Source organism: Bradyrhizobium sp. CCBAU 051011, assembly GCF_009930815.1.
Lineage (GTDB): Bacteria > Pseudomonadota > Alphaproteobacteria > Rhizobiales > Xanthobacteraceae > Bradyrhizobium.
The window spans coordinates 5,459,096-5,481,441 of record NZ_CP022222.1; the positions used below are offsets into that span (position 1 = coordinate 5,459,096).

At 59.7% G+C, this 22,346-nt stretch carries 25 protein-coding genes and 4 pseudogenes; 13 read left to right on the plus strand and 16 right to left on the minus strand.

The window, feature by feature from the left end; translation table 11 throughout:
- Positions 1 to 60: 60 nt before the first annotated feature.
- Together ACH79_RS25505 and ACH79_RS25510 are read right to left on the minus strand one after the other, a co-directional pair.
- On the minus strand, positions 61 to 234 hold the full coding sequence (locus ACH79_RS25505; RefSeq protein WP_161853434.1) for a CsbD family protein: 174 nt from the start codon (positions 232 to 234) through the stop codon (positions 61 to 63).
- 209 nt (positions 235 to 443) lie between these two features.
- Positions 444 to 802: pseudogene (locus tag ACH79_RS25510) on the minus strand (BA14K family protein).
- 303 nt (positions 803 to 1,105) lie between these two features.
- Between ACH79_RS25510 and ACH79_RS25515 the strand changes: the two are divergent.
- Positions 1,106 to 1,288 (plus strand): hypothetical protein, encoded by a 183-nt coding sequence (locus ACH79_RS25515; protein WP_161853435.1) that lies wholly within the window; start codon positions 1,106 to 1,108, stop codon positions 1,286 to 1,288.
- Positions 1,289 to 1,315: 27 nt separating this feature from the next.
- On the opposite strand, the gene ACH79_RS25520 is transcribed toward ACH79_RS25515, so the two are convergent.
- A complete protein-coding gene (locus ACH79_RS25520; protein ID WP_161853436.1) occupies positions 1,316 to 2,179 on the minus strand; it encodes a transglutaminase family protein in 864 nt (287 codons plus the stop codon).
- 320 nt (positions 2,180 to 2,499) lie between these two features.
- Between ACH79_RS25520 and ACH79_RS25525 the strand changes: the two genes are divergently transcribed.
- The 3 genes and pseudogenes from ACH79_RS25525 (at position 2,500) to ACH79_RS25530 (ending at position 3,828) form a co-directional block, all read left to right on the plus strand.
- Entirely contained in the window at positions 2,500 to 2,781 is a 282-nt protein-coding gene (locus ACH79_RS25525) for a hypothetical protein (protein ID WP_161853437.1), read from the plus strand.
- A complete protein-coding gene (locus ACH79_RS45175) occupies positions 2,715 to 2,879 on the plus strand; it encodes a hypothetical protein (RefSeq protein WP_371419473.1) in 165 nt (54 codons plus the stop codon). The genes ACH79_RS25525 and ACH79_RS45175 overlap by 67 nt, the downstream gene beginning before the upstream one ends.
- Positions 2,880 to 3,134: 255 nt before the next feature.
- A pseudogene (locus tag ACH79_RS25530) lies at positions 3,135 to 3,828 on the plus strand (VIT family protein).
- 209 nt (positions 3,829 to 4,037) lie between these two features.
- Here the strand turns inward: ACH79_RS25530 and ACH79_RS25535 are convergent.
- Genes ACH79_RS25535 through ACH79_RS25545 form a run of 3 tightly spaced genes read right to left on the minus strand, consistent with a single transcriptional unit; the run spans position 4,038 to position 5,969 of the window.
- Positions 4,038 to 5,069, minus strand: coding sequence for an ABC transporter permease (locus ACH79_RS25535; protein ID WP_246738711.1), 1,032 nt, complete (start codon positions 5,067 to 5,069; stop codon positions 4,038 to 4,040).
- A gap of 16 nt (positions 5,070 to 5,085) precedes the next feature.
- The gene (locus ACH79_RS25540; RefSeq protein ID WP_161853438.1) at positions 5,086 to 5,289 is read right to left on the minus strand and encodes a hypothetical protein; all 204 of its coding nucleotides are present in this window, start codon (positions 5,287 to 5,289) and stop codon (positions 5,086 to 5,088) included.
- 41 nt (positions 5,290 to 5,330) lie between these two features.
- Entirely contained in the window at positions 5,331 to 5,969 is a 639-nt protein-coding gene (locus ACH79_RS25545) for a hypothetical protein (protein ID WP_161853439.1), read from the minus strand.
- Positions 5,970 to 6,601: 632 nt separating this feature from the next.
- Between ACH79_RS25545 and ACH79_RS25550 the strand changes: the two genes are divergently transcribed.
- Both ACH79_RS25550 and ACH79_RS25555 read left to right on the plus strand, forming a co-directional pair.
- On the plus strand, positions 6,602 to 7,168 hold the full coding sequence (locus ACH79_RS25550; protein WP_161853440.1) for an HPF/RaiA family ribosome-associated protein: 567 nt from the start codon (positions 6,602 to 6,604) through the stop codon (positions 7,166 to 7,168).
- 8 nt (positions 7,169 to 7,176) lie between these two features.
- The gene (locus tag ACH79_RS25555; protein WP_161853441.1) at positions 7,177 to 8,202 is read left to right on the plus strand and encodes a ribose-phosphate pyrophosphokinase; all 1,026 of its coding nucleotides are present in this window, start codon (positions 7,177 to 7,179) and stop codon (positions 8,200 to 8,202) included.
- Here ACH79_RS25555 and ACH79_RS25560 read toward each other — a convergent pair.
- Complete coding sequence (locus tag ACH79_RS25560) at positions 8,193 to 9,266, minus strand: hypothetical protein (protein ID WP_161853442.1); 1,074 nt, start codon at positions 9,264 to 9,266, stop codon at positions 8,193 to 8,195. The genes ACH79_RS25555 and ACH79_RS25560 overlap by 10 nt on opposite strands.
- A 99-nt stretch (positions 9,267 to 9,365) precedes the next feature.
- Here ACH79_RS25560 and ACH79_RS25565 point away from each other — a divergent pair, with 99 nt between their 5' ends.
- The 3 genes from ACH79_RS25565 to pncA are packed head-to-tail and all read left to right on the plus strand — an operon-like array spanning position 9,366 to position 12,040.
- Positions 9,366 to 10,040, plus strand: a complete 675-nt coding sequence (locus ACH79_RS25565) for a phosphoribosyltransferase (RefSeq protein ID WP_161853443.1) — start codon at positions 9,366 to 9,368, stop codon at positions 10,038 to 10,040.
- 21 nt (positions 10,041 to 10,061) lie between these two features.
- Positions 10,062 to 11,417, plus strand: coding sequence for a nicotinate phosphoribosyltransferase (locus ACH79_RS25570; RefSeq protein ID WP_161853444.1), 1,356 nt, complete (start codon positions 10,062 to 10,064; stop codon positions 11,415 to 11,417).
- On the plus strand, positions 11,414 to 12,040 hold the full coding sequence (gene pncA / locus ACH79_RS25575; RefSeq protein ID WP_161853445.1) for a bifunctional nicotinamidase/pyrazinamidase: 627 nt from the start codon (positions 11,414 to 11,416) through the stop codon (positions 12,038 to 12,040). Before ACH79_RS25570 ends, pncA begins: the two co-directional genes overlap by 4 nt.
- 148 nt (positions 12,041 to 12,188) lie before the next feature.
- Here pncA and ACH79_RS44830 read toward each other — a convergent pair whose 3' ends face one another.
- Together ACH79_RS44830 and ACH79_RS44185 are read right to left on the minus strand one after the other, a co-directional pair.
- Positions 12,189 to 12,320 carry a hypothetical protein gene (locus ACH79_RS44830; protein WP_256380274.1) on the minus strand — a complete coding sequence of 44 codons (132 nt, stop codon included), beginning with the start codon at positions 12,318 to 12,320 and terminating at the stop codon, positions 12,189 to 12,191.
- A gap of 22 nt (positions 12,321 to 12,342) precedes the next feature.
- Positions 12,343 to 12,623: pseudogene (locus tag ACH79_RS44185) on the minus strand (cytochrome c).
- Positions 12,624 to 12,724: 101 nt separating this feature from the next.
- On the opposite strand from ACH79_RS44185, the gene ACH79_RS25580 reads away from it, so the two are divergent.
- The gene (locus ACH79_RS25580; RefSeq protein ID WP_161853446.1) at positions 12,725 to 14,074 is read left to right on the plus strand and encodes an IS5 family transposase; all 1,350 of its coding nucleotides are present in this window, start codon (positions 12,725 to 12,727) and stop codon (positions 14,072 to 14,074) included.
- Positions 14,075 to 14,394: 320 nt separating this feature from the next.
- On the opposite strand, the gene ACH79_RS25590 is transcribed toward ACH79_RS25580, so the two are convergent.
- Entirely contained in the window at positions 14,395 to 15,228 is an 834-nt protein-coding gene (locus tag ACH79_RS25590) for a universal stress protein (RefSeq protein ID WP_161853447.1), read from the minus strand.
- 129 nt (positions 15,229 to 15,357) lie between these two features.
- Between ACH79_RS25590 and ACH79_RS25595 the strand changes: the two genes are divergently transcribed.
- On the plus strand, positions 15,358 to 16,008 hold the full coding sequence (locus tag ACH79_RS25595) for a BON domain-containing protein (RefSeq protein ID WP_161853448.1): 651 nt from the start codon (positions 15,358 to 15,360) through the stop codon (positions 16,006 to 16,008).
- A 347-nt stretch (positions 16,009 to 16,355) separates the two neighbouring features.
- On the opposite strand, the gene ACH79_RS25600 is transcribed toward ACH79_RS25595, so the two are convergent.
- The 4 genes from ACH79_RS25600 to ACH79_RS25615 form a co-directional block, all read right to left on the minus strand.
- Positions 16,356 to 16,589: a hypothetical protein gene (locus ACH79_RS25600; protein WP_161853449.1), complete on the minus strand. Its 234-nt coding sequence runs from the start codon at positions 16,587 to 16,589 to the stop codon at positions 16,356 to 16,358.
- 124 nt (positions 16,590 to 16,713) lie between these two features.
- Entirely contained in the window at positions 16,714 to 17,349 is a 636-nt protein-coding gene (locus tag ACH79_RS25605; protein ID WP_161853450.1) for a hypothetical protein, read from the minus strand.
- Positions 17,350 to 17,352: 3 nt separating this feature from the next.
- On the minus strand, positions 17,353 to 17,550 hold the full coding sequence (locus ACH79_RS25610; protein WP_161853451.1) for a hypothetical protein: 198 nt from the start codon (positions 17,548 to 17,550) through the stop codon (positions 17,353 to 17,355).
- Positions 17,531 to 20,011 carry a Lon protease family protein gene (locus ACH79_RS25615; protein WP_161853452.1) on the minus strand — a complete coding sequence of 827 codons (2,481 nt, stop codon included), beginning with the start codon at positions 20,009 to 20,011 and terminating at the stop codon, positions 17,531 to 17,533. Before ACH79_RS25615 ends, ACH79_RS25610 begins: the two co-directional genes overlap by 20 nt.
- 269 nt (positions 20,012 to 20,280) lie before the next feature.
- Here ACH79_RS25615 and ACH79_RS25620 point away from each other — a divergent pair, with 269 nt between their 5' ends.
- Complete coding sequence (locus ACH79_RS25620) at positions 20,281 to 20,598, plus strand: hypothetical protein (protein ID WP_161853453.1); 318 nt, start codon at positions 20,281 to 20,283, stop codon at positions 20,596 to 20,598.
- A 39-nt stretch (positions 20,599 to 20,637) separates the two neighbouring features.
- Positions 20,638 to 21,024 carry a DUF2267 domain-containing protein gene (locus tag ACH79_RS25625; protein WP_246738114.1) on the plus strand — a complete coding sequence of 129 codons (387 nt, stop codon included), beginning with the start codon at positions 20,638 to 20,640 and terminating at the stop codon, positions 21,022 to 21,024.
- A gap of 196 nt (positions 21,025 to 21,220) precedes the next feature.
- Here the strand turns inward: ACH79_RS25625 and ACH79_RS25630 are convergent, their stop codons facing one another.
- Positions 21,221 to 21,589 (minus strand): Lon-like protease helical domain-containing protein, encoded by a 369-nt coding sequence (locus tag ACH79_RS25630; RefSeq protein WP_246738115.1) that lies wholly within the window; start codon positions 21,587 to 21,589, stop codon positions 21,221 to 21,223.
- 130 nt (positions 21,590 to 21,719) lie between these two features.
- Positions 21,720 to 22,339, minus strand: a pseudogene (locus tag ACH79_RS25635) (CBS domain-containing protein); the annotation flags it as partial.
- Positions 22,340 to 22,346 lie beyond the last annotated feature (7 nt).

Below are 22,346 nucleotides of genomic sequence, written 5' to 3' on the forward strand. Positions count from 1 at the left end.
CTTGCGACGGTTGCTCGCTTCGCGAAGGGCTCGCGAAGCGAACAAATTCGCACCTTTGGCCTATTTTCCTTTGAGCGTGTCCTTGAGACCGCCGACGGCATTTTGAACCTGCCCCTCGATCTTCTCGGCGTTGCCCTCTGCCTCCAGCTTGGCGTCGCCGACGATCTTGCCGACCGCTTGCTTGACGGTGCCCTTGATTTGCTTCGCCGATCCGATGACGCGGTCCTTGTCCATGAGGTATCCTCCGATGATCAGTTGCGGGAAGTAAGCTGCGGCGCGAACCGTTGGTCGTCGTTGACTTGCATCAGCGATATTCGCTATCGATTTTTGAGAGGAAGCCCGCCCATCGAACGGCCCTTCGAGCATACCGCTGATGAAGGCCGCGCTATGCCCGATGACTCTGTCCACACCACATTAGACAGCCGAGATTCCGGTTGCCATCATTAGGGGCATGGGTGTCGCAGGCCGTCGTAGCCGAGATAGGTGCCGGAATACGGGTCATAGGACCTGAAGCGTTGCGCGCAATAGCTGACCGCGTCGCCAACATAGGGAGCCGGAGCGACATAGGCCGGCCCGTAATAGCCGGGGCCGTAGCCGTAATACCCGTAGGGTTGCGTTGCGCAATGATCGCTCCGCCGATCAGGGCGCCAGCGATGCCTGCACCAACTCCTATGCCTGCATCGCCACGATAGCCGCCGCGCCAGCCGCGGCGATATTGCACCGTCTCTACCGATGGCGCCACGGCGCTGCGCAGCATCAGCGGGCGGTTACTGGTGTCGCAGAGACCGGCGCGACGAGCCACTGCGTGGTGGCGGCGATGAGCGCAACAAGCATAGTTTTGGACGACTTGTTCATGACAGCATCTCCAAATGGGTTTTCGGGTAGCGCGGCTGTCTGCAGCCGCGCCTTCGGAAAAGACGCGTAATAATGATCCAGAAAGGCTTACGTGAATTGATCTAGCGCAACGTGAGCGTGCAACGATTAGACAGACTTGATTTTGCTAATTGGAGACATTCGCGCCTTGCGCGCGAGCCAGTGGCCGATTTTTTTGTTTCATCCGCAGTAGCGCACGCGCGTCGTTGCCGCGGTAGCACAGGGGGCTTCCATGCTTTCGCTCATCATCGGGATCTTGATCATTTGCGTTGTCGGGGCACTTTGCTTCTGGGCCATCGACAGGTTCGTCAACGAATCCCGCTTGGCAAGCCTTCTCAAATTGTTGGTAGCGCTGATCTGCCTGGCGGCCATCCTTCAACGGCTGTTGCCGTTGGCGGGAATCAATTGGCTGTAGCCGATCGGCAAGCCGCCGAAGGTCGATCTAGGACGTGACAAGAACTTCTACGGACATCCCGGCGAAGGCGCCGGTGCTACCCACGAAGCTGCCGGACACCGGGATCATCTGGCGGATATCGCGCGCTACCGCGACCGGGATTAGATTGAAGCCACCGAGGCTACGATTCGTCGGATCGAATGTAATCCAGCCGGCTCCAGGTACGAAGACCTCCGCCCACGCATGGGTCGATCCCGCACCGCTCGACCCGATGCTCCGTAGTTCCGGATTGTAAAGATAGCCGGACACGAGTCTGGCTCCGAACCCGAGCATGCGTGCCGCTTCGGTGAATAGCACCGCGAAATCCCGGCATGACCCCCAGCCGCGATTTAGGGTTTCTACCGGCGTTTGGGTGCCCTCATCCTCACGGCTCTGATACCGGACAGCTTCGGACACGCCGACGCTGAGGTCTTTTAGCAGTGACAGCGTGTCAGTCCGACTTCCGCGAACGAACATTTGTGCCCAATTTCGCAGGACACCATCCTGGTCTGAGAACTGGGGAAGGGCGAGGGCGCCGAGATCGGTCCAATCGTCATCAGAATAGCGGAACGGGTACGACATGGCGGAGACCGCTATATCGAACACCGGCCACGCAACCGCGTCGAGCTGAAGCTCAGCGACGCTGGCGATCACCAGGCTGGATGCCGTCATCTGAAACGTGGCCGTCGCGATTGTATTGCCGAATACATCGTGCGCCCAGGTCAAGGCCGCAGGCGGCGTCACCGTGATGTTGCTTGAAATCAGACGAAGCTCGCGGCTTTCACGCGGACGAAGGATCAGGCGGTGGGGCAATAGGCGCACGGGTTCGTTGAATCGATAAGTCGTCGTGTGAAGAACCTTCAGCGTAGTCAACGAAAGCTCCAATCGGGTAGCGTCTGACCAGGCCCCTTATCCGGTAGTCCCTGGGAAGTATGGCCGAGTTGAGTGTGCCCATGCAAATGTCGATCCAGATCACCGAAACCCGTACGGATTTGTGGTCGAGTTATCGGACAGAAACGCTGCGATTCATCCATGTGGACATATTGACGTGTATCGAGGTGCAAGCACAACATCGGGTTCGCGATGCGACATGATCCGACGGGTGTGACGCGACCGCTGGTCGGAGGGCTGCAAATGTGCGGACGTCGCGTCGGCGCGCCGACCTTGGATGGTTGAGGTGGAGGGAATACACCATGAAAAACCGGCCACCGCTCCCGAAACATCTGGGCCGCCATAGGTATCACACGCTCCTGATCCGGCTGCAGATCGAGCTCGTGAAGCTGCAGCGCTCCGTGGTTGAGCGCGGCCAGCGTATCCCCGTCATCGTCGGAGGTCGCGACGCCGCCGGCAAGGATGGCACCATGGACAAGATGCTGGAGCGACGCACACCGCCACCTCGCCCTGGACCCTGGTCCGGGTCGGCGACAAGGAACATGCGCGACCCAACGTTATTCGCGATGTGCTATGGCGGCTGAACTATCTGGCAAAGCACCGTCGCCTCCACAGACCCGATCCGGCCGTCGTGTTTCCCTACGATAAAGCCTGTTACGAGCGCGGCCTGATCGAAGCTTAGACCGCACCCGACCGGTGATCTCGGAGCGCCGGGTTCACTCGGAAACCGTCGTCATGCGGTACCCTGTTGATTTAGATCATGACGGGAAGCGCCCAGTTCGGGAGACTAGGAACCGATCTTGATGCACCTGAGCAGTGATCGTGATCGAACATCACACGAGGGTAAAGAAGTATCACACCGGCTGTTTGCCGTTAGCAAGCTCTTCGCCAGGCCCTCCGCAGGGCAGGCAAGGGCGGTCGAGAGAGTATTGGACAGATGAGCCGCCTCCATAAAGAGACCCACCTCGTTGCGCGCATCGGCTGGTTGAGAGCGGCCGTGCTCGGCGCTAATGATGGGATCATATCAACCGCTAGTCTTATCCTGGGAGTGGCGTCGGCTGCCGTCTCCCGAAGCGATGTTCTCTTGACCGGGATCGCCGGGTTGGTTGCCGGCGCCATGTCCATGGCGGCTGGCGAATATGTTTCAGTCAGTTCGCAGTCCGATACGGAGCATGCCGACCTCGCGCGTGAGAAGCGCGAACTGGCAGGCGACCCCGCGTTCGAGAGAGAAGAACTCGCTCAGATCTATGTCGCGCGAGGCGTCGAGGCCGGTCTCGCTCGCGAGGTTTCAAAGCAATTGATGGCAAAGGACACGTTGGGCGCGCACGCCCGGGATGAACTTGGCATTTCGGAAATCAGCACCGCTCGTCCGGTGCAGGCAGCATTGGCATCGGCTGCGACCTTCTCCGTCGGAGCGGCAGCGCCGCTTGCGCTTGTTCTAGTCTCGCCATCCAATGTGTTGATGCCGGCCGTCGCTGCAGGCTCGCTCCTCTTCCTGTCGCTGCTCGGCGCGATCGGTGCCAAGGCAGGAGGCGCCGGCTTGTTAAAGCCAACCGTGCGAGTGACATTCTGGGGGTTGCGCCATGGGATTGACCGCCGGAATTGGCGCAGTTGTTGGGAGGGTTGTGTAAGCGCCGGTAGTGCTTACGACTAGCAGATCTTTGCTTGTTGCGGACTCGTCTGTAAACCCGCCACGTGTGTTGAGATGATCAAGTCTTCGTTCTTAGGATCATCTGCTTCGTCGTTCTCGACAATATCGGTCGCCCGCGTGGCGGCGTGCGATGGGCCTGCTGTCGTGGGACTTGCGCGATCACCAACCTGAGCAACTACTTTGCGCAAACTATTGGGCCATTTGCGCTGTCGCGCGCCGGAATCGGAAGAGCGCCAGGCCAAGAAATACGCCGCCGATCAAGCCGATCACCAGAAACTGCGGCCACACAACGCTTAACCCCGCGCCCCGGAATAGAATTGCTTGGGCAAAGGAGACAAAATGCGTCGGAGACGACGCCTGCAATACGACACGCAGGAATTGCGGCATGCTTTCCGGCGGCGTGTAGCTGCCCGACAGAATCATCATCGGAATCGCAACGAGCATGTAGAGCAGGCCGAACTGGGGCATCGAGCGCGCAACGGTGCCGAGAAATATTCCGATCGCTGTGGCGAAGAACAGATAGATGGTGACCCCGGCCAGAAACAGTAGAATTGAACCGTGGACGGGGATGTCGAGCAGCGCTTGGATGACAATCGTCATCGAGACGGCGACCGCTACCAAGATGACGAAGCCGTTGGCCCAGACTTTCGACACTGCGGTTTCGAACGGCGTGAGCGGCATCACCAGCAAATGGTCCGTGCCGTGTTCGCGCTCGCGAATGATGGCGGCGCCCGCGAGGATGAGCGCGAGCATCGTCACGTTGTTGACGACTTCCATCAGGCCGGTGAACCAGGCAGCCGTGAGGTTCGGATTGAACGCGATGCGAACCTGCAGATCGACTGGCGAAACGGACGGAGTATCGTTGCCGGCAAGGGTCCTGGCGATCTCGGTGGAGATGATCTGGTAGATATAGCCCGCTCCGATTCCCGCCTGCATCATTGCGGTGGCGTCGATAGCGACCTGGATTGCGGGTTGTCGCCCGCCCAGGAGGTCGCGCTGAAAGTTGGGCGGGATATGGATCGCGAACGTAATGTTTCCATCGTTCATCAGGCGATCGACGTTGCGTTCGCTGATCGCTTGCGGAGGATTGAAATAGGGCGGGGGGAATGCTTCGGAAATGCGGCGCGACAAGACCGAATGGTCCTCGTCGATGATTCCGATCGAGGCGTTGTGCAGGTCCATATCGGCGTCGCGCTGCAGGACATCCCCTCTCTCAGCGATAGTGAACGCGACTCTATCATGACGAAGCTTCACGAAGGGCCTTGTGCAGCGCTGTCGCCTGCACGTGGGCGATGTGCTTTGGATGCGAGCGGTCGCTTAGTTTCCTGTCGGAATGCGCGCCGGCGAGTTCAATGATCTTGAGCGCCGTCGTGGTCCCCACGCAGGAAAACTCGTCGACCAGAAACCGCAGCAAGGTGCGGCTTTTGGTGTTGTTCAACATCTGGATCAGCCGGCCGAGCTCGATGCCGTAGGGATGGGGCTTTATCTCGACCGGTCTTGGAGCTTCCTGGTGCTGCGGGTGAAATGCAGCTCCTCGCCGTGTGGGTCCTTGTAAGTGATGGTGAGGTGTGGATTGGCTATGGCGGCTTGCTTCAGATAGACCTCGACCGAGTGCGGCCCCTTCTGATAGTGACCCTCCATCTCCATCTCGACGCGCGTGCCGTGAGGACGGTCCCACTTCAGCCGCTTCTTCCGGTAGATGTCCGGCTGATTCCTGGCGGTATCGATCGAGACATACATTTCCGAGGCAAGCTTCTCGCCCTTGACGCGGCTGACGATGTGCAGCGGCTTGCCGACGGTGAGCTGTCCGTACATGCCCGCTGCGATCGGATGCTGGAATGCCTCGCATCCACGCATCTGCGCGTATGCAAGATGGCCCAAGCCGACCCGCGAATGGTCACCGGAGAGGGGCTTGGGATTTTGCGCGCGCAAGTAACTGAATTGTCCGCCTGGATCGATTTCATCAAGAAAGCGACCTGTTTGTGCATTGTCATTCGTCTGCAGCGCCTTGCCTAGGAGTTCGAAACGGAATCGCTCTGGCAACACAAGCACCTTCAGCAGGAAGATCTTGTCGGATAGGTTCAAGAGAACTGAACAATCGATGTCGTCACTGAACGGCATCGCATTTTCCGCTCGCTCCAAATCTCTCCAATAGGAGACCACAGAGAACAGCCTCGGAGTGAGACACTCAGGAATAGGAAGAGGATTGGCACATCTCATCTTGATATTGAATAAGCGAAGTCATTGGACCAGTGTGATCCAGATCAACATTCCTCCCTCCATCGGCTCCAGTCTTTTTTTCTTGGCGGGAAAAAGACAGGAATGACAGGCAGTATTCCGCAAGTTCGCCCAACGGGCAGGGGACAAGATTGCCTTTCGTGTGGAGCGTCTCAAGTTCGAGGTTCAAATCGAAGGCGTGGCTCGAGCGCAGGAGCCGCTAAGCAAAAAACTCCGAGGCGTCGGCGTTGCCTGCCTTCGCGTGCCTGAGTTCCACGAGCCGCGGCTCAGGGCCTCGCCGACTGTCATCAGTGTTGATGGCACAGCAGCGCTCCTTCGTGATTGCGACAGCAACATCAAGGGCGCGCTAGGATGGCTCTGATCAATAGACTGCAATAACGCAGCCGGTGGATTGAGCAGAGATTGTTCCTCCAAGCCGTGCATTGGATGAAATTCCCTGAAACTGACATTGATTTTGCTCAAAGCCGAAGGCGTTTCATGTGGTTAAAGAATTAGAAACGAGTTTGGAGACGATCATGCAAACGCCCGCCCAAATCGAGTTTGAAGGTGTCCCAGCGACACCTGAACTTCAAGCGTCCATTGACCAGCATATTGCAGAGCTCGAGAGCCGGTTTGGACGGCTTACCGCAGGCCGCGTCGTGGTAAGGGGGCCGGGCGATCGGCACCGGACTGGCGGGCAATACCAAGTGAGTATTCGACTGGCATTGCCAGATGGCCGCGAGGTCAACATTGCACGCATCCCCAAGCAGGACGAACGCTATGCCGATCTCACCTTCGCCGTCGATAATGCCTTCAAACGCGCCCGCAGAAGATTGCAGGACCAGGCCCGGCTGATGCAAGGACAGACTAAGCAGCACGAAAGTCGGCCGATAGGCACGGTCATTCGGATCGATCCGAGCGGCGAGTTCGGGTTCATCGAAAGTGCCGACAGTCAAGAAGTATACTTCAACTGCAATAGCGTTCTTGACGGCGCATCGAACATCGCGCCGGGCACGCGCGTCAGTTATGTCGAGGAGATCGGCGAGAAGGGACCTCAGGCGAGCACGGTCGAGATCCTCGGCAAACATCGCCTCCGCTTGTAGGGGTGAACATGGCCGGCAGCTTCAGAACTTGGTCGACTGCACGCTCACTGGAGCGGCTGCGGCTGTTTGCTCTGAATGGCACCGAGGTGCTCGGCGAGAAGATTGCGGGTGCGTTGGGCTGTGACCTCGCTGCGCTGGAGGAGCGCAGTTTCGAGGACGGCGAGCACAAGGTGCGTCCGCTGGAGACGGTAGCTGGCTTTGACGTCTACGTCGTGCACAGCTTGCATGGCGGGCCCAAGGAAAGCCCAAACGACAAGCTATGCAAGCTGCTGTTTTTCGTGGGCGCATTGAAAGACGCCGGGGCGGCGCGGGTGACGGCGGTCGCGCCTTATCTATGCTACGCGCGGAAGGATCGCCGGACCAAGGCGCAGGACCCCGTGACGATTCGTTACCTTGCAACCATATTCGAGGCCGCCGGCGTCGATGCCATCGTCACGCTCGAGGTTCACAACGAAGCGGCTTTTGAAAATGCGTTTCGATGCCCCTCGGTCGCGCTCAGCTCGGCGCCGCTCGTGATCGAAAGGATCAGGGAACTCGCCGCGGATCGGCCGATCTGCGTCGTTTCGCCGGACCTCGGCGGTGGCAAGCGGGCCGACTTGCTGCGCGAGGTGTTGGAGAAGGCGCTTGGTCGCCCGATCGGCAAGGCGTTCGTGGAGAAGCATCGCAGCTCGGGCATTATTTCCGGTGATCTATTTGCCGGTGAGGTGGCAGACGCGCTCTGTGTTGTCATCGATGATCTTGTCAGCACGGGAGGCACTTTGGTGCGGGCGGCCAAGGCGGCGCGCGCCCATGGCGGGAAGGAGGTGGTCGCCTGCGTCGCCCATGGCCTGTTCATGCCAGGGGCCGAGAGCGCGCTGGCGGATCCCGCGATCGACAGCATCATTGTGACGGACAGTGTGCCGCCGTTCAGGCTTCCGTCCGGGCCGGTGCTCGCGAAGCTTGAGATCATTTCCGCGTCGCCTCTGCTTGCGGAGACAGTTCGCAGGCTGCATCGTGGGGAGGCAGTTGCTGATCTGCTTCACTATCAGGCGTGACCGGCGAGCAGTCGCTCCAGTATCATGGCGTCTCCCCTAGCGATTGCAAGATAGGTGCGCGCAAGGCGCGGCCATTTTTCCGGCGTGCGCGGCTTGGGGTCGAGCATGTGCGCGATTGCCAATCGTGCGCGCAACATCGCGCGGGCGATGCGATAGAATAGGAATAGGCCTGTCGAGGGATCGTCATGCAGCAGGACCGCAAGCCGCCGTCGCAGCACCTCGCCAACCCACTGGCCTCCGAGCCGTTCGCATTCCAGGTGGAGGAAGGCCAACTCATCCAAAGCATCGAGCGTCCGCAGCTGGGCATTGAACTCCAAGCAATCTATGATCGGAAACGGCGCGTTCAGCCAGATGTGTTCGGGTCTAAGATCTCCGTGCGCATCGACTATGAACCGATGGCGGACCCGATCCGCGAGCAGCCGGCGACGTTGCCGGAGGATACGGCGCTGAATATTGAAAATGCGCTCAAGTGTACCCTGATTCAAGTCGAAAGCTTGGTTGAGCAGAACATGTCGATCAAGAATGGCGGCTTGTTCCAATGACAACAAATAGCGCTCGGGATATGATGTCGTAGACCGCGAAGCGTGAGAATAAAACTGGTGCAAATTGTCGGCCAGCCGCTGGACCTGAGCAGGCGAAACCTTGCGAGCACGTAGCAATTCTTCAAGGGTCTGGGTTTCATCGAGCCGGCGCATCACGACCAGCCAGTCCGCGACACGGCCGCTCATTCCGATCGCGTAGCCCTTTGAAGTAAGCGTAAGCTGTGCCACGCCAAGGTAGACATCCGGCGCCAGCCTCCCGTTAAGGGCAACCTCCGCCCGGCACGCCGCGGCCCGGCGTGCAAGCGTGGAAAAATCGAGATAGGGAAACCGCACCGGCTTCTTGAGCTTGAAGACGCGGTCACCCGCCATGAAGACCCAGGACATGTGGGTTTCGCGCACAGTCACCATTTCGGGCGCCGGCGTGTAGCTGTCGGGACGGCTCAGAAATGCGACTTTGCGGGCCAAGGCGAGCCAATCGTCCTCGCCGTTCAGGTCGGGTACTTCGCTTTGCCGGTCGTGCATCGTAACTCTATGGCCATTCGAGCGCCTCTCCGGTTTGACGCCGATCAATAATTGTCCCGGTCGGGCTGATAATGTGGTTATCTAGGAGGTCGCTTCGACATGCTGTTTCAGGATCGAACCGACGCTGGCCGGAAGCTGGCGCGAGCGCTGACGAAATACAAGGCGCAGCATCCTGTCGTGCTTGCCTTGCCGCGTGGAGGTGTGCCAGTCGCTGCCGAAGTAGCGGCTGCGCTTGACGCCCCTCTTGATCTCGTGCTCGTGCGGAAGATTGGCGTACCAAGCCAGCCGGAGCTTGCGATGGGCGCGGTCACCGACGGCGGGGAGCCCGCCATTGTTCGTAACCGCGAAATCATCGAAATGTGTGGCATCAGCACGCAGGAATTCGACGCGGTCTGCGATAGGGAACTTGCCGAAATCGAACGACGGCGCAACCGTTATCTCGGCGGCCGAGCGCGTGCCGAAGTCGAGGGACAGGTGGTGATCATCGTCGACGACGGCATTGCGACGGGCGCAACGACGCTTGCTGCCATCAAGGCGGTTCGCGCTCGTAAGCCGAAGGAACTGGTGCTCGCGGTGCCTGTGGCCGCGTTCGATACTGTCAAGAAGCTACAAGCGGAAGTCGACGCGATCGTCTGCCTCGATACGCCCGAGGAGCTCGGCGCGATCGGTTATTTCTATTGCGATTTTCGTCAGGTCGACGACGAGGAAGTTGTCGCGATATTGAAGTGCTTTCCGGCCAGCAGGGCATTGCATACTTCCAGCGACTCGGCCTGACGGAACAACGGGGTTTAGCTGATGGAACCGGCGCCGGGTGCCCTGCTGACCGACCTTTATCAGCTGACCATGATCCAGGCCTATCTGGACTCGGGCCAGACTGACACGGCGGTCTTTGAATTCTTTGTCCGCAAGCTGCCGCCACCGCGCGGTTTCCTGATGGCGGCGGGACTTGAACAGGCGCTTGAGTTGCTCGAGAACCTGCGCTTCACAGCGGATGAACTCGGTTGGCTGGAAATAACAGGGCGTTTCAGCGCGCGCCTGATCGATTATCTCGCCAATTTCCGTTTTAGTGGCGATGTTCATGCGATGCCTGAAGGCACCCCGTTCTTTCAAAACGAGCCTATCCTGCGGGTGACAGCGCCCCTGCCTGAGGCGCAGCTTGTCGAGACGCGTCTCATCAACATCTTGCATTTCCAGACGCTGATCGCCTCTAAGGCGGCGCGCATGGTGCAGCTTGCGCCGGACAAGCTGTTGGTCGACTTCGGCTTGCGCCGTGCTCATGGGGCGGACGCCGGCTTGATGGCCGCTCGCGCCAGCTACATTGCCGGATTTGCAGGGACTGCTACCCTTCTTGCCGAGAAAGCGTTCGGTATCCCGACATACGGCACCATGGCGCATTCGTTCATTCAGTCCTTTGACGACGAAGCTGCAGCCTTCGAGGCCTTTGCGCGCGCCCGCCCCCATAATCTTACCCTCCTGATCGATACCTACGACACGGTAGCCGCCGCGCGAAAAGTGGTTGCGCTGGCGCCGCGGCTGAAGGAACTCGGAATTTCGGTGCGTGCGGTACGGATCGACAGCGGCGATCTCGCGGCACTGGCCAAGGTGGTGCGCAGCGTTCTGGACGAAGGCGGATTGAAGGATATCGGAATTTTTGCCAGCGGCGGGATCGACGAGGAGATACTTGTCGGATTTGCGCGGCAAAATGCGCCGATCGATGGCATCGGCATTGGCACCAGCCTTGCCACTTCGTCCGACGCGCCCGCGCTCGACTGCGCCTATAAACTGCAGGAGTATGCCGGGTTACCGCGTCGCAAACGCTCGACCGGAAAAGCAACTTGGCCCGGCCGCAAGCAGGTCTGGCGACGGTATGACAGGAACGGTCGCATGATGGTGGATATTCTGTCCGTCGAGGGCGATATTCACGAAGGCGAGCCGCTGATCCACGAGGTCATGGCGAGCGGCCGCCGCATCGGGCCGCGTCACACTCTTCACGACATCAGGGCGCGTGCGCGGCACGAACTGGAGCGATTACCGACAGAACTACGGGGAGTCGGCCCGCTTGTGCCATACCCCGTGGAAGTGGCAGCCTCATTGGAAGAACTTGCGGCAGTGGCGGATCGCATGACGGGCCCGGCGGAGGTGCAATCATGAAAGTTTCCAGCAAGGATGTTCTCATCATAGTCGACGTCCAGAACGACTTTTGCACCGGGGGCGCGCTGGCCGTGCCCGGCGGCGAGAAGGTCGTTCCGGCGATCAACCGCATCGGCGAAAGATTCGAAAATGTGGTGCTCACGCAGGACTGGCACCCGGCGGACCATGTCTCTTTCGTCTCCAACCATCCGCGTAAGCGGCCCTATGACACCATCGAATTGAGCTACGGGTCGCAGGTTCTCTGGCCCGATCACTGTGTCCAGGCCAGCAGCGGCGCCGACTTTCACCGCGGACTGGAGACTGTTCGGGCGAGCCTCGTGGTCCGGAAGGGATTTCGTCGCCATATCGACTCCTACTCGGCCTTCTACGAGAATGACAAGAAGACACCGACAGGCCTTGCCGGCTATCTGCGTGAACGCGACTTGAAGACGCTATTTTTCGCCGGATTGGCCTTCGATTTTTGCGTCCGCTATTCGGCGGAAGACGCCCGCAATGCGGGATTTGACGCTGTCGTCATTGAAGAGGCCTGTCGCGGCATCGATCTCGACGGCTCGGTCGCCGCGACGCACCACAGCCTGAAATCACTCGGCATTCCCGTGGTCGGCATCGAGGCGTTCTTCTGAGCGCCGTGTCTCAAGGATCGGCCGATCTGAGTCTCAGCGTTGCGAACCGGCTACTGGACCGCGGTCACTGTCATTTGTACGTTCGCCAATTGATCGAGCACGGAGCGGTCGAGGTGGTCCATCAGGGCGCCAATGCTTGTCTCTTGATTCAATTGCCGCTCGCGCAATGCTGTCCAAACGCTGGTGCACAGGCTTTGCCGAAACCGTCCGCATTGTCGATTTCGTAGATATCGCTATGGAGCACAGCGCCGTACCTGGTAATCTGCAGCCGGGCTTTCATTCGTCCCTCCGAATAAGTACAATCACGCAAGTGATTTCAGAACATCGATGAAATCTCCGACCTCGCGCGGGTCCAGGTGAAACTCACTCCGGCACACGTGGATGGCCGGTCGATATCCCTTCAGCAAGCGCGTCTTCGAGCATTTCGACGGGATACCGCTCATGAAGCGTTCGAAAAGGAGGCGCGTCCTTTGCGCGGGCTGCGGGAGGACCGGTCGATCGAATGACAGTAAGAAGTCGTGCGTGAAGAACTTCCAAGCCATTGAGCGGGAGTCGAATTTTCTGGCGAGAGGCGTTTTGAGATTGCAAGCTTTCGGGCTTTGGGGGCCCAAAAGCTTGCAATTTTGCTTTTGAGGATTCCGTCGAATCGCGGGTCATGATTCCTTCGGTGGACCGGAGGGAACGATGAAGCCAAAGGAACGACGCGACGGCGGCCAAGCCGATCTTCTGCGCTCGCGGCTGGACGCGATCATCGACTTGAACCATGCCCTGGTAAAGCTGGCGCGGACGATCGACTGGTCGTTCCTCGAAGAGCGGTTCGGCGCGGTCTACGAGGACAAGCCGGGCCGGCCGCCGCTGCCGACACGGCTGATGGCGGGCCTGGCCATCCTCAAGCACACCTACGACCTCTCCGACGAGGTGCTATGCGAGCGCTGGGTGGAGAATCCCTATTACCAGTTCTTCTGCGGCGAGGAGTTCTTCCAGCACCGCCTGGTGTTCGACCGCTCCTCGTTGACGCGCTGGCGCCAGCGTATGGGCGAGGAGAAGCTGCAAGCCCTGCTGCAGGAGAGCCTTGCGGTCGCCACCAAGACCGAGGCGATCAAGCCGTCCGACCTCAATCGGGTCATCGTCGACACCACGGTGCAGCCCAAGAACGTGATGTTCCCAACCGATGCGCGGCTCTTGAACCGGGCCCGCGAGATCCTGGTTCGGCTAGCCAAGGGCGCCGGCATCAAGCTGCGTCAGTCCTATGGGCGAGTCGGCAAGTTTGCCCTGATCAAGCACCAGCGCTATGCCCATGCCAAGCAGTTCAAGCGCGCCAATCGGGCCTTGAGGACGCTGCGAACCTATCTCGGCCGCGTCATCCGCGACATCGCCCGCAAGCTCGACGGCAACGTCGGCTTGTTCGATGGGGTCGCGCTCGACCGCATGCTGGCGCTGGCGCGATGCGTGCTCGACCAGAAGCAGCGCCAGCGGGGCCCCAAGGTCTACTCGCTGCACGCGCCGGAGGTGGAGTGCATCGGCAAGGGCAAGGCTCACCGGCCTTACGAGTTCGGGGTCAAGGTCTCCGTCGCCACCACGCTATCGCACGCCAAAGGCGGCCAGTTCGTCACCCATGTGAAGGCGCTGCCCGGCAACCCCTATGATGGTCACACGCTCAAGATCGTGATCCCGGAAATGGAGGTGCTGATCGGCAACATCATCGAGCGCCTCGTTCTCGACAAAGGCTATCGCGGCCACAATGCGCCACCCGACTACAAGTTCAGGGTGTTCATCTCAGGCCAGAAGCGGCGGGTGACGCCAAAGATCAAACGCGAGCTGCGCCGGCGTTCCGCCGTCGAGCCGGTCATCGGCCATCTCAAATCCGAGCATCGCATGGGGCGTAACTACCTGTGGCACCGCCAGGGCGATGCCGCCAATGCCGTTCTCGCCGCAGCGGGCTACAACTTCCGGCGTCTCATCCGCTGGCTCGAGCTCTTGTTGCGCCAGTTCCTCGCCCAGCTCACGGTCCGACTTCAATTCGTCCCGAGTTGAAATCCGGCGTTCTTCACGGCCGACTAAGAACATTTGGCCCGTGCAAAGGCCTTGCCGCGCTGGACGCTGAGTGCGTCCGCCCACGCCGGAACGCTCATCGTGAAACTCAAACTGACAAGTATTGAACACACACGACAGCGAAGACGGCTGCCAGATGGGTCCGAACGTTTCCGCGCAGAAGGTGTGGACGTTTACGTGATCGCTCCTCAAGGCCTCATTCATTGCCAAGCCAAACGGCGCCTTGGCGAATAATGACGCATCGCGCGCGCCCGACTCGCTCGGCCATCTACGGATCGAAGCCAGGAAGCTTCGGGTCTACGCTAGTGTGACATCAGCGTCGGCACAGTCATCGACTGCAGCATGCCTCGCGTCACCCCGCCCAGCAGCCATTCCTGCAATCGCGAATGACCATACGCGCCCATCACGATCAGATCCAAACCCGTGGCGGCGGCGATCGAGAGAATGGTGGGCTGAACGTCAACATCGTCCGCGCTGGCGCGCTCGACCTTGGCCGTCAGACCACGCCGGGCCAGATGAGTAGCCAGGTCTGCCGCCGAAGGATTCTCCTGCTTCGAGGGTTCATCGACGCTGATAATCGAGATTTCCTTCGCGTCCTTGAGAAATGGCTTAGAATCGCGGACGGCGCGCGCAGCGAGGCGGCTCCCGTCCCAGGCAATGCCGATGCGTTTGAAGCCGACCGGGCCCTTGTGGGTGTGAGGGATGAAGAGAACGGGACCACCACACTGAAACAGGACCTCCACCGGAAGGACGTTGTCAAATGTATCGCGCTCATACTCAGGCTGCAGCAAGATCGTGAGATCCGCAAGACGTGCGATGGCGCTGACTTGTGCCGCCGCGTCGTGCAGGGCTCCGGTGACCGCCCGCAGGCTGAAATCGATGCCGGAATTGCGCGCCTCTGCCTCGAAGACCGATAGGGCCGCGTCGGCACGTTGCTGGGCGCGCTCATGTTCCAGCTCGAATACCGCGGCGACCGCCGCGCCGCCCCCAATCGGGATCCCGATGTTTGCAGATTCGTATCCGACCGAAACGGCTTGAAGGCGGGCGTTGCGCGCCATCGCACGTGAAACCGCGCCATCCACCATAGGACGGACCGGGCGCTCGCAGGGAATATGAACCAGAATATCTCTTGGCATGCTCGCCTCCGATGCCCTTTGCTGCTCAGACATCGTTAAATGCAAAAGGTGCGAGGGATTTGATGCAGGTCAATCGCGACTCGGCGGCTTGGACGAATAATCTCCACTGGAGAATAAGGACCCGAGCGAATGCACGACAACGAATTGCGGCAACGCGTCATCGACGAATTCGAGTTTGATCCGGGCTTTGATGGCGCTCATATCGGGGTTGCCGTCGAAAATGGCATTGTCATGTTGACCGGTCATGTCGAGAGCTGTGCGCAGAAACTGGCCGCCGTGTCCGCAGCCAGGCGCGTCAAATGTGTGCACGGCATCGCCGACGAGATCGAGGTTCGCTACCCCGACCAGAAGAAGACCGCGGATGATCAGATAGCGAGGCGCGCGCTCAACGTGCTGAATTGGGATTCGACGCTTTCGCCCTACGACATCGACGTTACCGTGAGCGCCGGCTGGGTCACCTTGAATGGCATTGTCGACTGGCAATTCGAGAAGGAGGCTGCGGAGCTGTGTATTCGCAAGCTGTCCGGCGTCGTCGGTGTACGCAATGAAATCAAATTGAAGCAGCGTGCGACAGTCGAGGACGTCAAGTCGAAGATCGAAGCGGCACTCATGCGTCACGCTGAAGTCGAAGCAAAGGCGATCCGGGTTTCGGTTGCCGGTGGAGATCACGTGATTCTCGAAGGCGTGGTGGATAGTTGGGATGAACGGCGCGCCGCAGAGACGGCGGCTTGGTCGGCGCCGGGCGTGATGCTGGTGGATGATCTGATCACGGTCAAATGATGTTCCCGAGGAGTGAGCCAGGGAGGTGACGATGAAGCGTTCCAAGGGCCCCGCTGAGGCTGTGGGCCGGATGTCAGGGCCGGCGAAGGGACGGCCGGCTCCTCTCAAAGGAGCTGACGAATCCATCGATACGCCAAGCGGCGATGCGGAGTATTGGCAATCTCGTGCAGAACGGACGAGGAATGAGTCGCGCCGTTACAAGCAAAATGCTGTTCGTGATCACTTTCTGAAGATTGCTGCGGGATATGACGAACTAGCGCGGCGTGCCCGCGAATCATCTCGCTAGCGAGCCGATTGTCCTCCGTAAGGCATGAATCCCACTCGGGCGCCAGACCATCGGACGCGTCTCAATGCGGCCTACCCAGTATGGACGCAAAGGGCAGGGCCAATATTTCGGTCCCGAGATCGTCGCTGACGTACAATACCCAGCGGCGCCAGTCTTGGGGACCTGGCCGCATGATGAGTGACCGGACGATAAGCTCGGCATAGGGGCGTGCGTCCGCCAGATCGGTAACGACGGCCGCGCGCCGATCGACCAACGCGCCCTTGGCGTTGGAATAGTGGAAGTAGATCTCGGTCATCGACACCTCCCGAAATGGATCATGCCAAGGCTAGCCCCGGATTGGCGGCCGAAAAACTCCGATCGATCACCTAAGGGCTTTCACGAAGTGTCAATGAGGTCGCCACAGTGACGCCTCGGTACGATCAGCCCTTGCCGGAATGGCTCGGTCGGGTCTCAGATCCGGGGGATGGGAGACTAGAAGAAACAAGCAGGACGGGAACCTGCAACAGATTCCGCCGTCGGATCGCGCGTTCGCGACCAGTAACAAGGAAGCCAGCCTTGACGTGCGCCGGCAGCAACAGATCGCCTTGGTGGAATACGGCGTCGGCCAACGTCGTCGCCACTCCAGCCGTCTTTGCCCAATCCAAGGCGCTAGCAAGAGATCCCATTGAAGACATCGTTGGAACGAAGATCAGTCTCTCCTTGGCGGATGCCGCGATAGCCACCGCGGCGGAAATACAGGGATCGTGGGGCCCGTTTGCAATGACAACAACCGGTCCGGCAAAGCGCTTGGTCTCGCTGGGCACCCATAGAACGGATGACGTGGAGCGGTCGACGTCTTCAAGCAATTCGCTGAACTGCCGGGTTGCGCGTTCGATCGGGCTCTTCGGTTCAATAACGACGATAATGTCGTCGTTCTCGGCTTCCCGTGCGGCTGCGTTTGCATTGTCAACGATCCGGAAAAACGGGCGGTGCTGTCCGGCACTTTGCAGGAACAGGCGCTCTGCCTCGCGCGAAGCAGACGCAAAATCCAGCGCGAGCTGGCTTGGATTCAACAATTGCTAGGCCCCCGCTCGAAACTCGCGTGCGTCCGGCAAACCCACCAGATTGCGGAGACTGCCATCGTCGACGTAGGTGCCGATCAGATCGGCGCCAAGCAGGTTCGCCAGCTCTGCAATCGGTGAGACTGCCGCGTAGTCGTTCGGGCTATGCGGCAGCCGCAGCAGCATTCTCTTGAAGTCAGGTTTCCGTCTGCCCATTCGACAGCGCCTTTCGCGCCAGCTCTTGCGTCCGTGCAAAAGACCGTAGTCGCGATTCAATCAGCCCATTAATGCTGTCGACGGCATAAGCGCCTTCTGGGCTACGAGAACCGGCGGCCCTCCCGGTAAGAAGTGTGATTCCTTCATCGATCGTTCCGATCGGATAAATGGAAAATGTTCCCACGGTGCATGCCGATATGACGTCCCGCCGCAACATCAAATGCTGGACGTTGGATTTGGGGATCAACACTCCCTGCTTGCCGGTCAGGCCACGCGCTGTGCAAATATCGAAAAAGCCCTCGATCTTCTCGTTGACGCCTCCGATCGCCTGAACCTCGCCGTTCTGATTGACCGATCCCGTCACGGCCAAATCCTGCTGCAGCGGAATATCCGCAAGCGCCGACATGAGCGCATAGAGCTCCGCAGACGATGCGCTGTCGCCCTCGACGCCGCCATAGGATTGCTCGAAGACGAGACTTGCAAATAGCGACATTGGCGTGTCGAGCGCGTATCTACCCGCGAGAAAGCCGGTAAGGATCAACACTCCCTTGGAATGAATTGGTCCGCCGAGTTCTACCTCCCGCTCGATATCGACAAGCTTGCCGCTGCCCGGGCGCACACGGCATGTGATGCGGGTCGGTCTTCCGAACCGGAAGCCGCCGAGTTCGAAGACGCTGAGCCCGTTGATCTGGCCAACCTTGGTGTCGACCAGGGAGATGTCGCGGAGGACGGCGTCCTTGGCGCGATCCCGGATGCGGGACATCCTTGTCGTGCCCTCATCAAGCGCGCGCTGAACATCGTGCCGCTGAGTAATATCGTGTTTGGCCTCGCCCGCCCAAAAATCAGCTTCGGCCAGGATATCTTTAAGGCGATCCGTAAGAAGGGTCAGCTTTTCCGAATCGTCTGCAAGACGAGACGAATGTTCGAGGACCAGCGCGACGCCATCCCGATCCATGGGCTGGAGGTGTTCCTGCGCGAGCAGGGAAGCGATGAGCTGTGCATGCATCGCTTCGCTGCTTGGAGTTCTGTCGATGTCATCTTCAAAATCAGCAAGAACCTTGAAGAACTCACCGACTTCCGGATCGTAAGTGGAAAGCAGATAGTAAAGCAGGCGATCACCGAATAGAATTACCTTGAGGTCAAGTGGAATTGGGTCGGGCTCCAGCGAGACCGAGTTGGTCAAACCGACAAAGCGCGTGACGTCTTCGATCCTGATCTCCTGCTGTCGAAGCAAGCGCTTCAATGCTTGCCAGCTGAAGGGTTCGCTCAAGAGATGCCTTGCATCGAGCAGGAGGAAGCCGCCGTTGGCGCGGTGCAGCGCTCCCGCCTTGATCAGGCGAAAGTCTGTAACCAGGAAGCCATGTTGGGAAACGTATTCGATCGATCCAATCAGGTTCCCGAGGGTCGGATGCAGCTCTTCAATGATCGGGATCGAGCCATTCGGATCCTGGCTGACGAGAACATTGACGTGATAGCGATCGGTAGTTTTGCCAAGAGCCGCACCGAAGAATGCGCCTAGCTCACCCTGTGGCTTGGCTAGGAAGATAGCCGTATTTTCGATCAGGTCGGCACGGACACTTTCGAAATACTTCAGTACCTCGGCAATGGTTGAAAATCGGTCCTTGGCTTCATTTATGCTTTGATCGATGGTGACCAGCGCCGTTTGCCGGTCGAGCGACTGGATTTCCTCGCGGTGTTCTTTCTCCCAGCCCGGAACATGGCGGACGATCTGCTCGAGTTCGTTCTGGAGAGCCGCAATCGTATCCTGGGCCGCCTTTTGATCTGCCTCCGGCCAGGCGTTGAACTCATCGGGCTCAACGAGCTTGCCGTCTCGAACCGGCGCAATCACGAAGCCCATTGGCGTGCGGACAATGGTCATGCTTGCCGATGCGGCCTTTTCGCTGAGGCTGCTGAAGGCGTCGCTCTGCTTTGACTGAAACTTCTGCTCAATTGCTGTGCGCCGCGCCTGATAATCGTCGCTTTCGAAGAGTGCCGGCAGGGCGACTTTCAGATCTTCGATTACTTCCTCCATGGTGCTGCGCAGCTCAGTCGCGCGGCCGGGCGGAAGGCGAATGGCAACCGGCTTGCGGCTGTCTTCGAAGTTGTTGACATATACCCAATCGTCAGGCCGGGGCCGATCCCACCGGGAGCTCTTCAGGAGGCTCTCAACGGTCTTCTGCATGCGACTGCCGGCAGAGCCGGTCACGAATAGATTGAACCCCGGCTTGTTGAGCTTGGTACCCAACTGAAGTGCGCCCAAGGCACGCTGCTGACCGACCAGCCCATCCAGCGGCTGAAGATCGGTGGTGGTCTGAAAATTGAGAGCCGAGGCATCCGCGTAGCGATAGAGCACGGCGGCAGGCAGCGGCGCAGGCTTGGCATCGGCGCTCAAGCTTATAGCCGGGCCCGAGATCGGCTCGGGCGCGCGCAGTGCGGCAGACGGCGCTGGATCGTTGGCCATTTGTTCCTCCGTCGACTTTGATAGCGTGAGGGAGAGGGTCGGGTTTTGATCCGCGTCAACCGGTCTTCAAGACGGACGGACGCGCCCGAGAGAGTTCAATGACAACACTTCTCCCGGGCTTTCCTACACGCCGACAATATTGGACCAGATCGTGCGCATAGGCATCCGCATTTACCCCTACGGGTACCGTATGCACTTTCGCACATTGATCTTGCGCAAAGTAGTGCAAGCAAGTGCGGCTAAGCTTCGCAACGTTGGAGTGCCAGAACATGCGATCGATACGGATCATGGCCATTGCCGCGAATGCGCTTCTCGCTGGTGGCCTTGTCGTGCCGACCAGCGCTGATGCTCGCAACGGTCGGATTGCCGCCGGTGTCGTCGGAGGCTTTGCGGCCGGAGCGCTCTTTGGCGCGGCAGTTGGAGGACATTGGGGCCTCGGGTCCTATTACTATGGCTATCCCGCTCCCGTCTATTATTATCCGCCGGCTCCATACTATGCGCCCTACGGCCATTACGGTTACTACGGCTGCTATCGCCGCGCCGTCTGGAGCGGGCGTCATTGGCGCCGCGTTGTTGTCTGTGGCTGAGGGGTGGGCATGCCAACGAGTCCAGACTTTGAAGCGAAGGTGCAGGTGGTCGAAGGTTGGATCGCCGCGCTCTTGTACCGTCTCGAGTGGCATGATCGCCGGCGGACGTGGTTAGCGCTGGTGGCGGTTCTTCATGCAATACGGGATTGCCTCGGCCGCGACGAAGCGGTTTACCTCGGAACAGAACTGCCGACGTTGTTGCGCGGATTCTATTATGAGGGCTGGCACCCGCGCGCCCGCAGGCTGACCAGCCGGGAAGCCTTCCTTGAACGCATCCGTGATGGGTTGAAGCATGATTTGGCGGTCGATGCCGAGGTGGTTGCCCGCGCGGTCATGCTGGAGCTTGCCAAGCGCTTACCGGCCACAGAACTGGAAGATGCCAAGGCAGCGACGCCGCCCGACATTCACGGTTTGTGGCCATCCTAGCTAGCGAGGCGTCCGCGGCCGCTGCAAACTTTTCGTTATAGGGCAGCAATCTTAGCCATTCGGACTGCTCGAGTTCGTTCTGGAGAGCTGCAATCGTATCCTGGGCCGCCTTTTGATCTGCCTCCGGCCAGGCGTTGAACTCATCGGGCTCAACGAGCTTCCGCAATCACGAAGCCCATTGGCGTGCGGACAATGGTCATGCTTGCCGATGCGGCCTTTTGGCGTCGCTCTGCTTTGACTGAAACTTCTTCTCAGTTGCCGTGCGCCGCGCCTGATAATCTTCGCTTTCGAAGAGTGCCGGCAGGGCGACTTTCAGATCGTCGATTGCTTCCTCTATGGTACTGCGTAGCTCAGTCGCGCGGCCTGGCGGAAGGCGCATGGCAACCGGCTTGCGACTGTCTTCGAAGTTGTTGGCATACACCCAATCGTCAGGCCGGGGCCGATCCCACCGGAAGCTCTTCAGGAGGCTCTCGACGGTCTTCTGCATACGACTGCCGGCAAAACCGGTCACGAACAGATTGAACCCCGGCTTGTTCAGGCTGGCACCCAACTGAGGCGCGCCCAAGGCACGCTGCTGACCAACCAGCCCGTCCAGCTGCCGAAGATCGGTGGTGGTTTGAAAGTTCAGGGCCGAGGCATCGGCGCAGCGATAGAGCAGAGCGGGAGGCAGGGGCGCAGGCCCGGTACCCGCGGCGCTCGGCGGCGACGGTGGCCGCCTGACGTGCCTCTACGACGGTGATGATGCCGCTGAGGTGGACGATCCCGTCGCGAACGATGACATTGAGGCCGAGCGGACACCAATCCTGTTTCTCCATCGCGTGGATGATGCGACTGCGGATGTGGTCGTCATCGGCCGTCGGGTCGGGCACATGTCGGGCAAGACTCGCGACAGCCTGAAGCACATTGGCGCGCGTGATGATGCCGACGTCTTCTCGCCGCTCATCACGGGCAGCCGCTTGACGCTTTTCGCCTCCATCAGGTCGACGACGTCGGCCAATGGCAAATCCTCCGTCACGGTGAAGGGCTCCGGCGTCATGACTTGCGATACTTTGCGACCATGCTCGACGACAAAATCGCTGGCCCCGGAACCCGGCCCCAAGATGAAGCTGAGCCAGCGACTTCGGCGGCGCTTGGTGCCGATTTCACTCCTGCGGAGGAAATCGTGCTCGGAGACGATACCGACAAGCTTGCCCGTCGCGTCGACGACCGGCAATCCGCTCACATGATTTCTCAACATGATCCCGGCGGCCTCGACAATTGTCGCTTCCGGCGTAACGGTGATAACCGTCTTGGTCATGATCTGGTGAGCGCGCATGGATGAC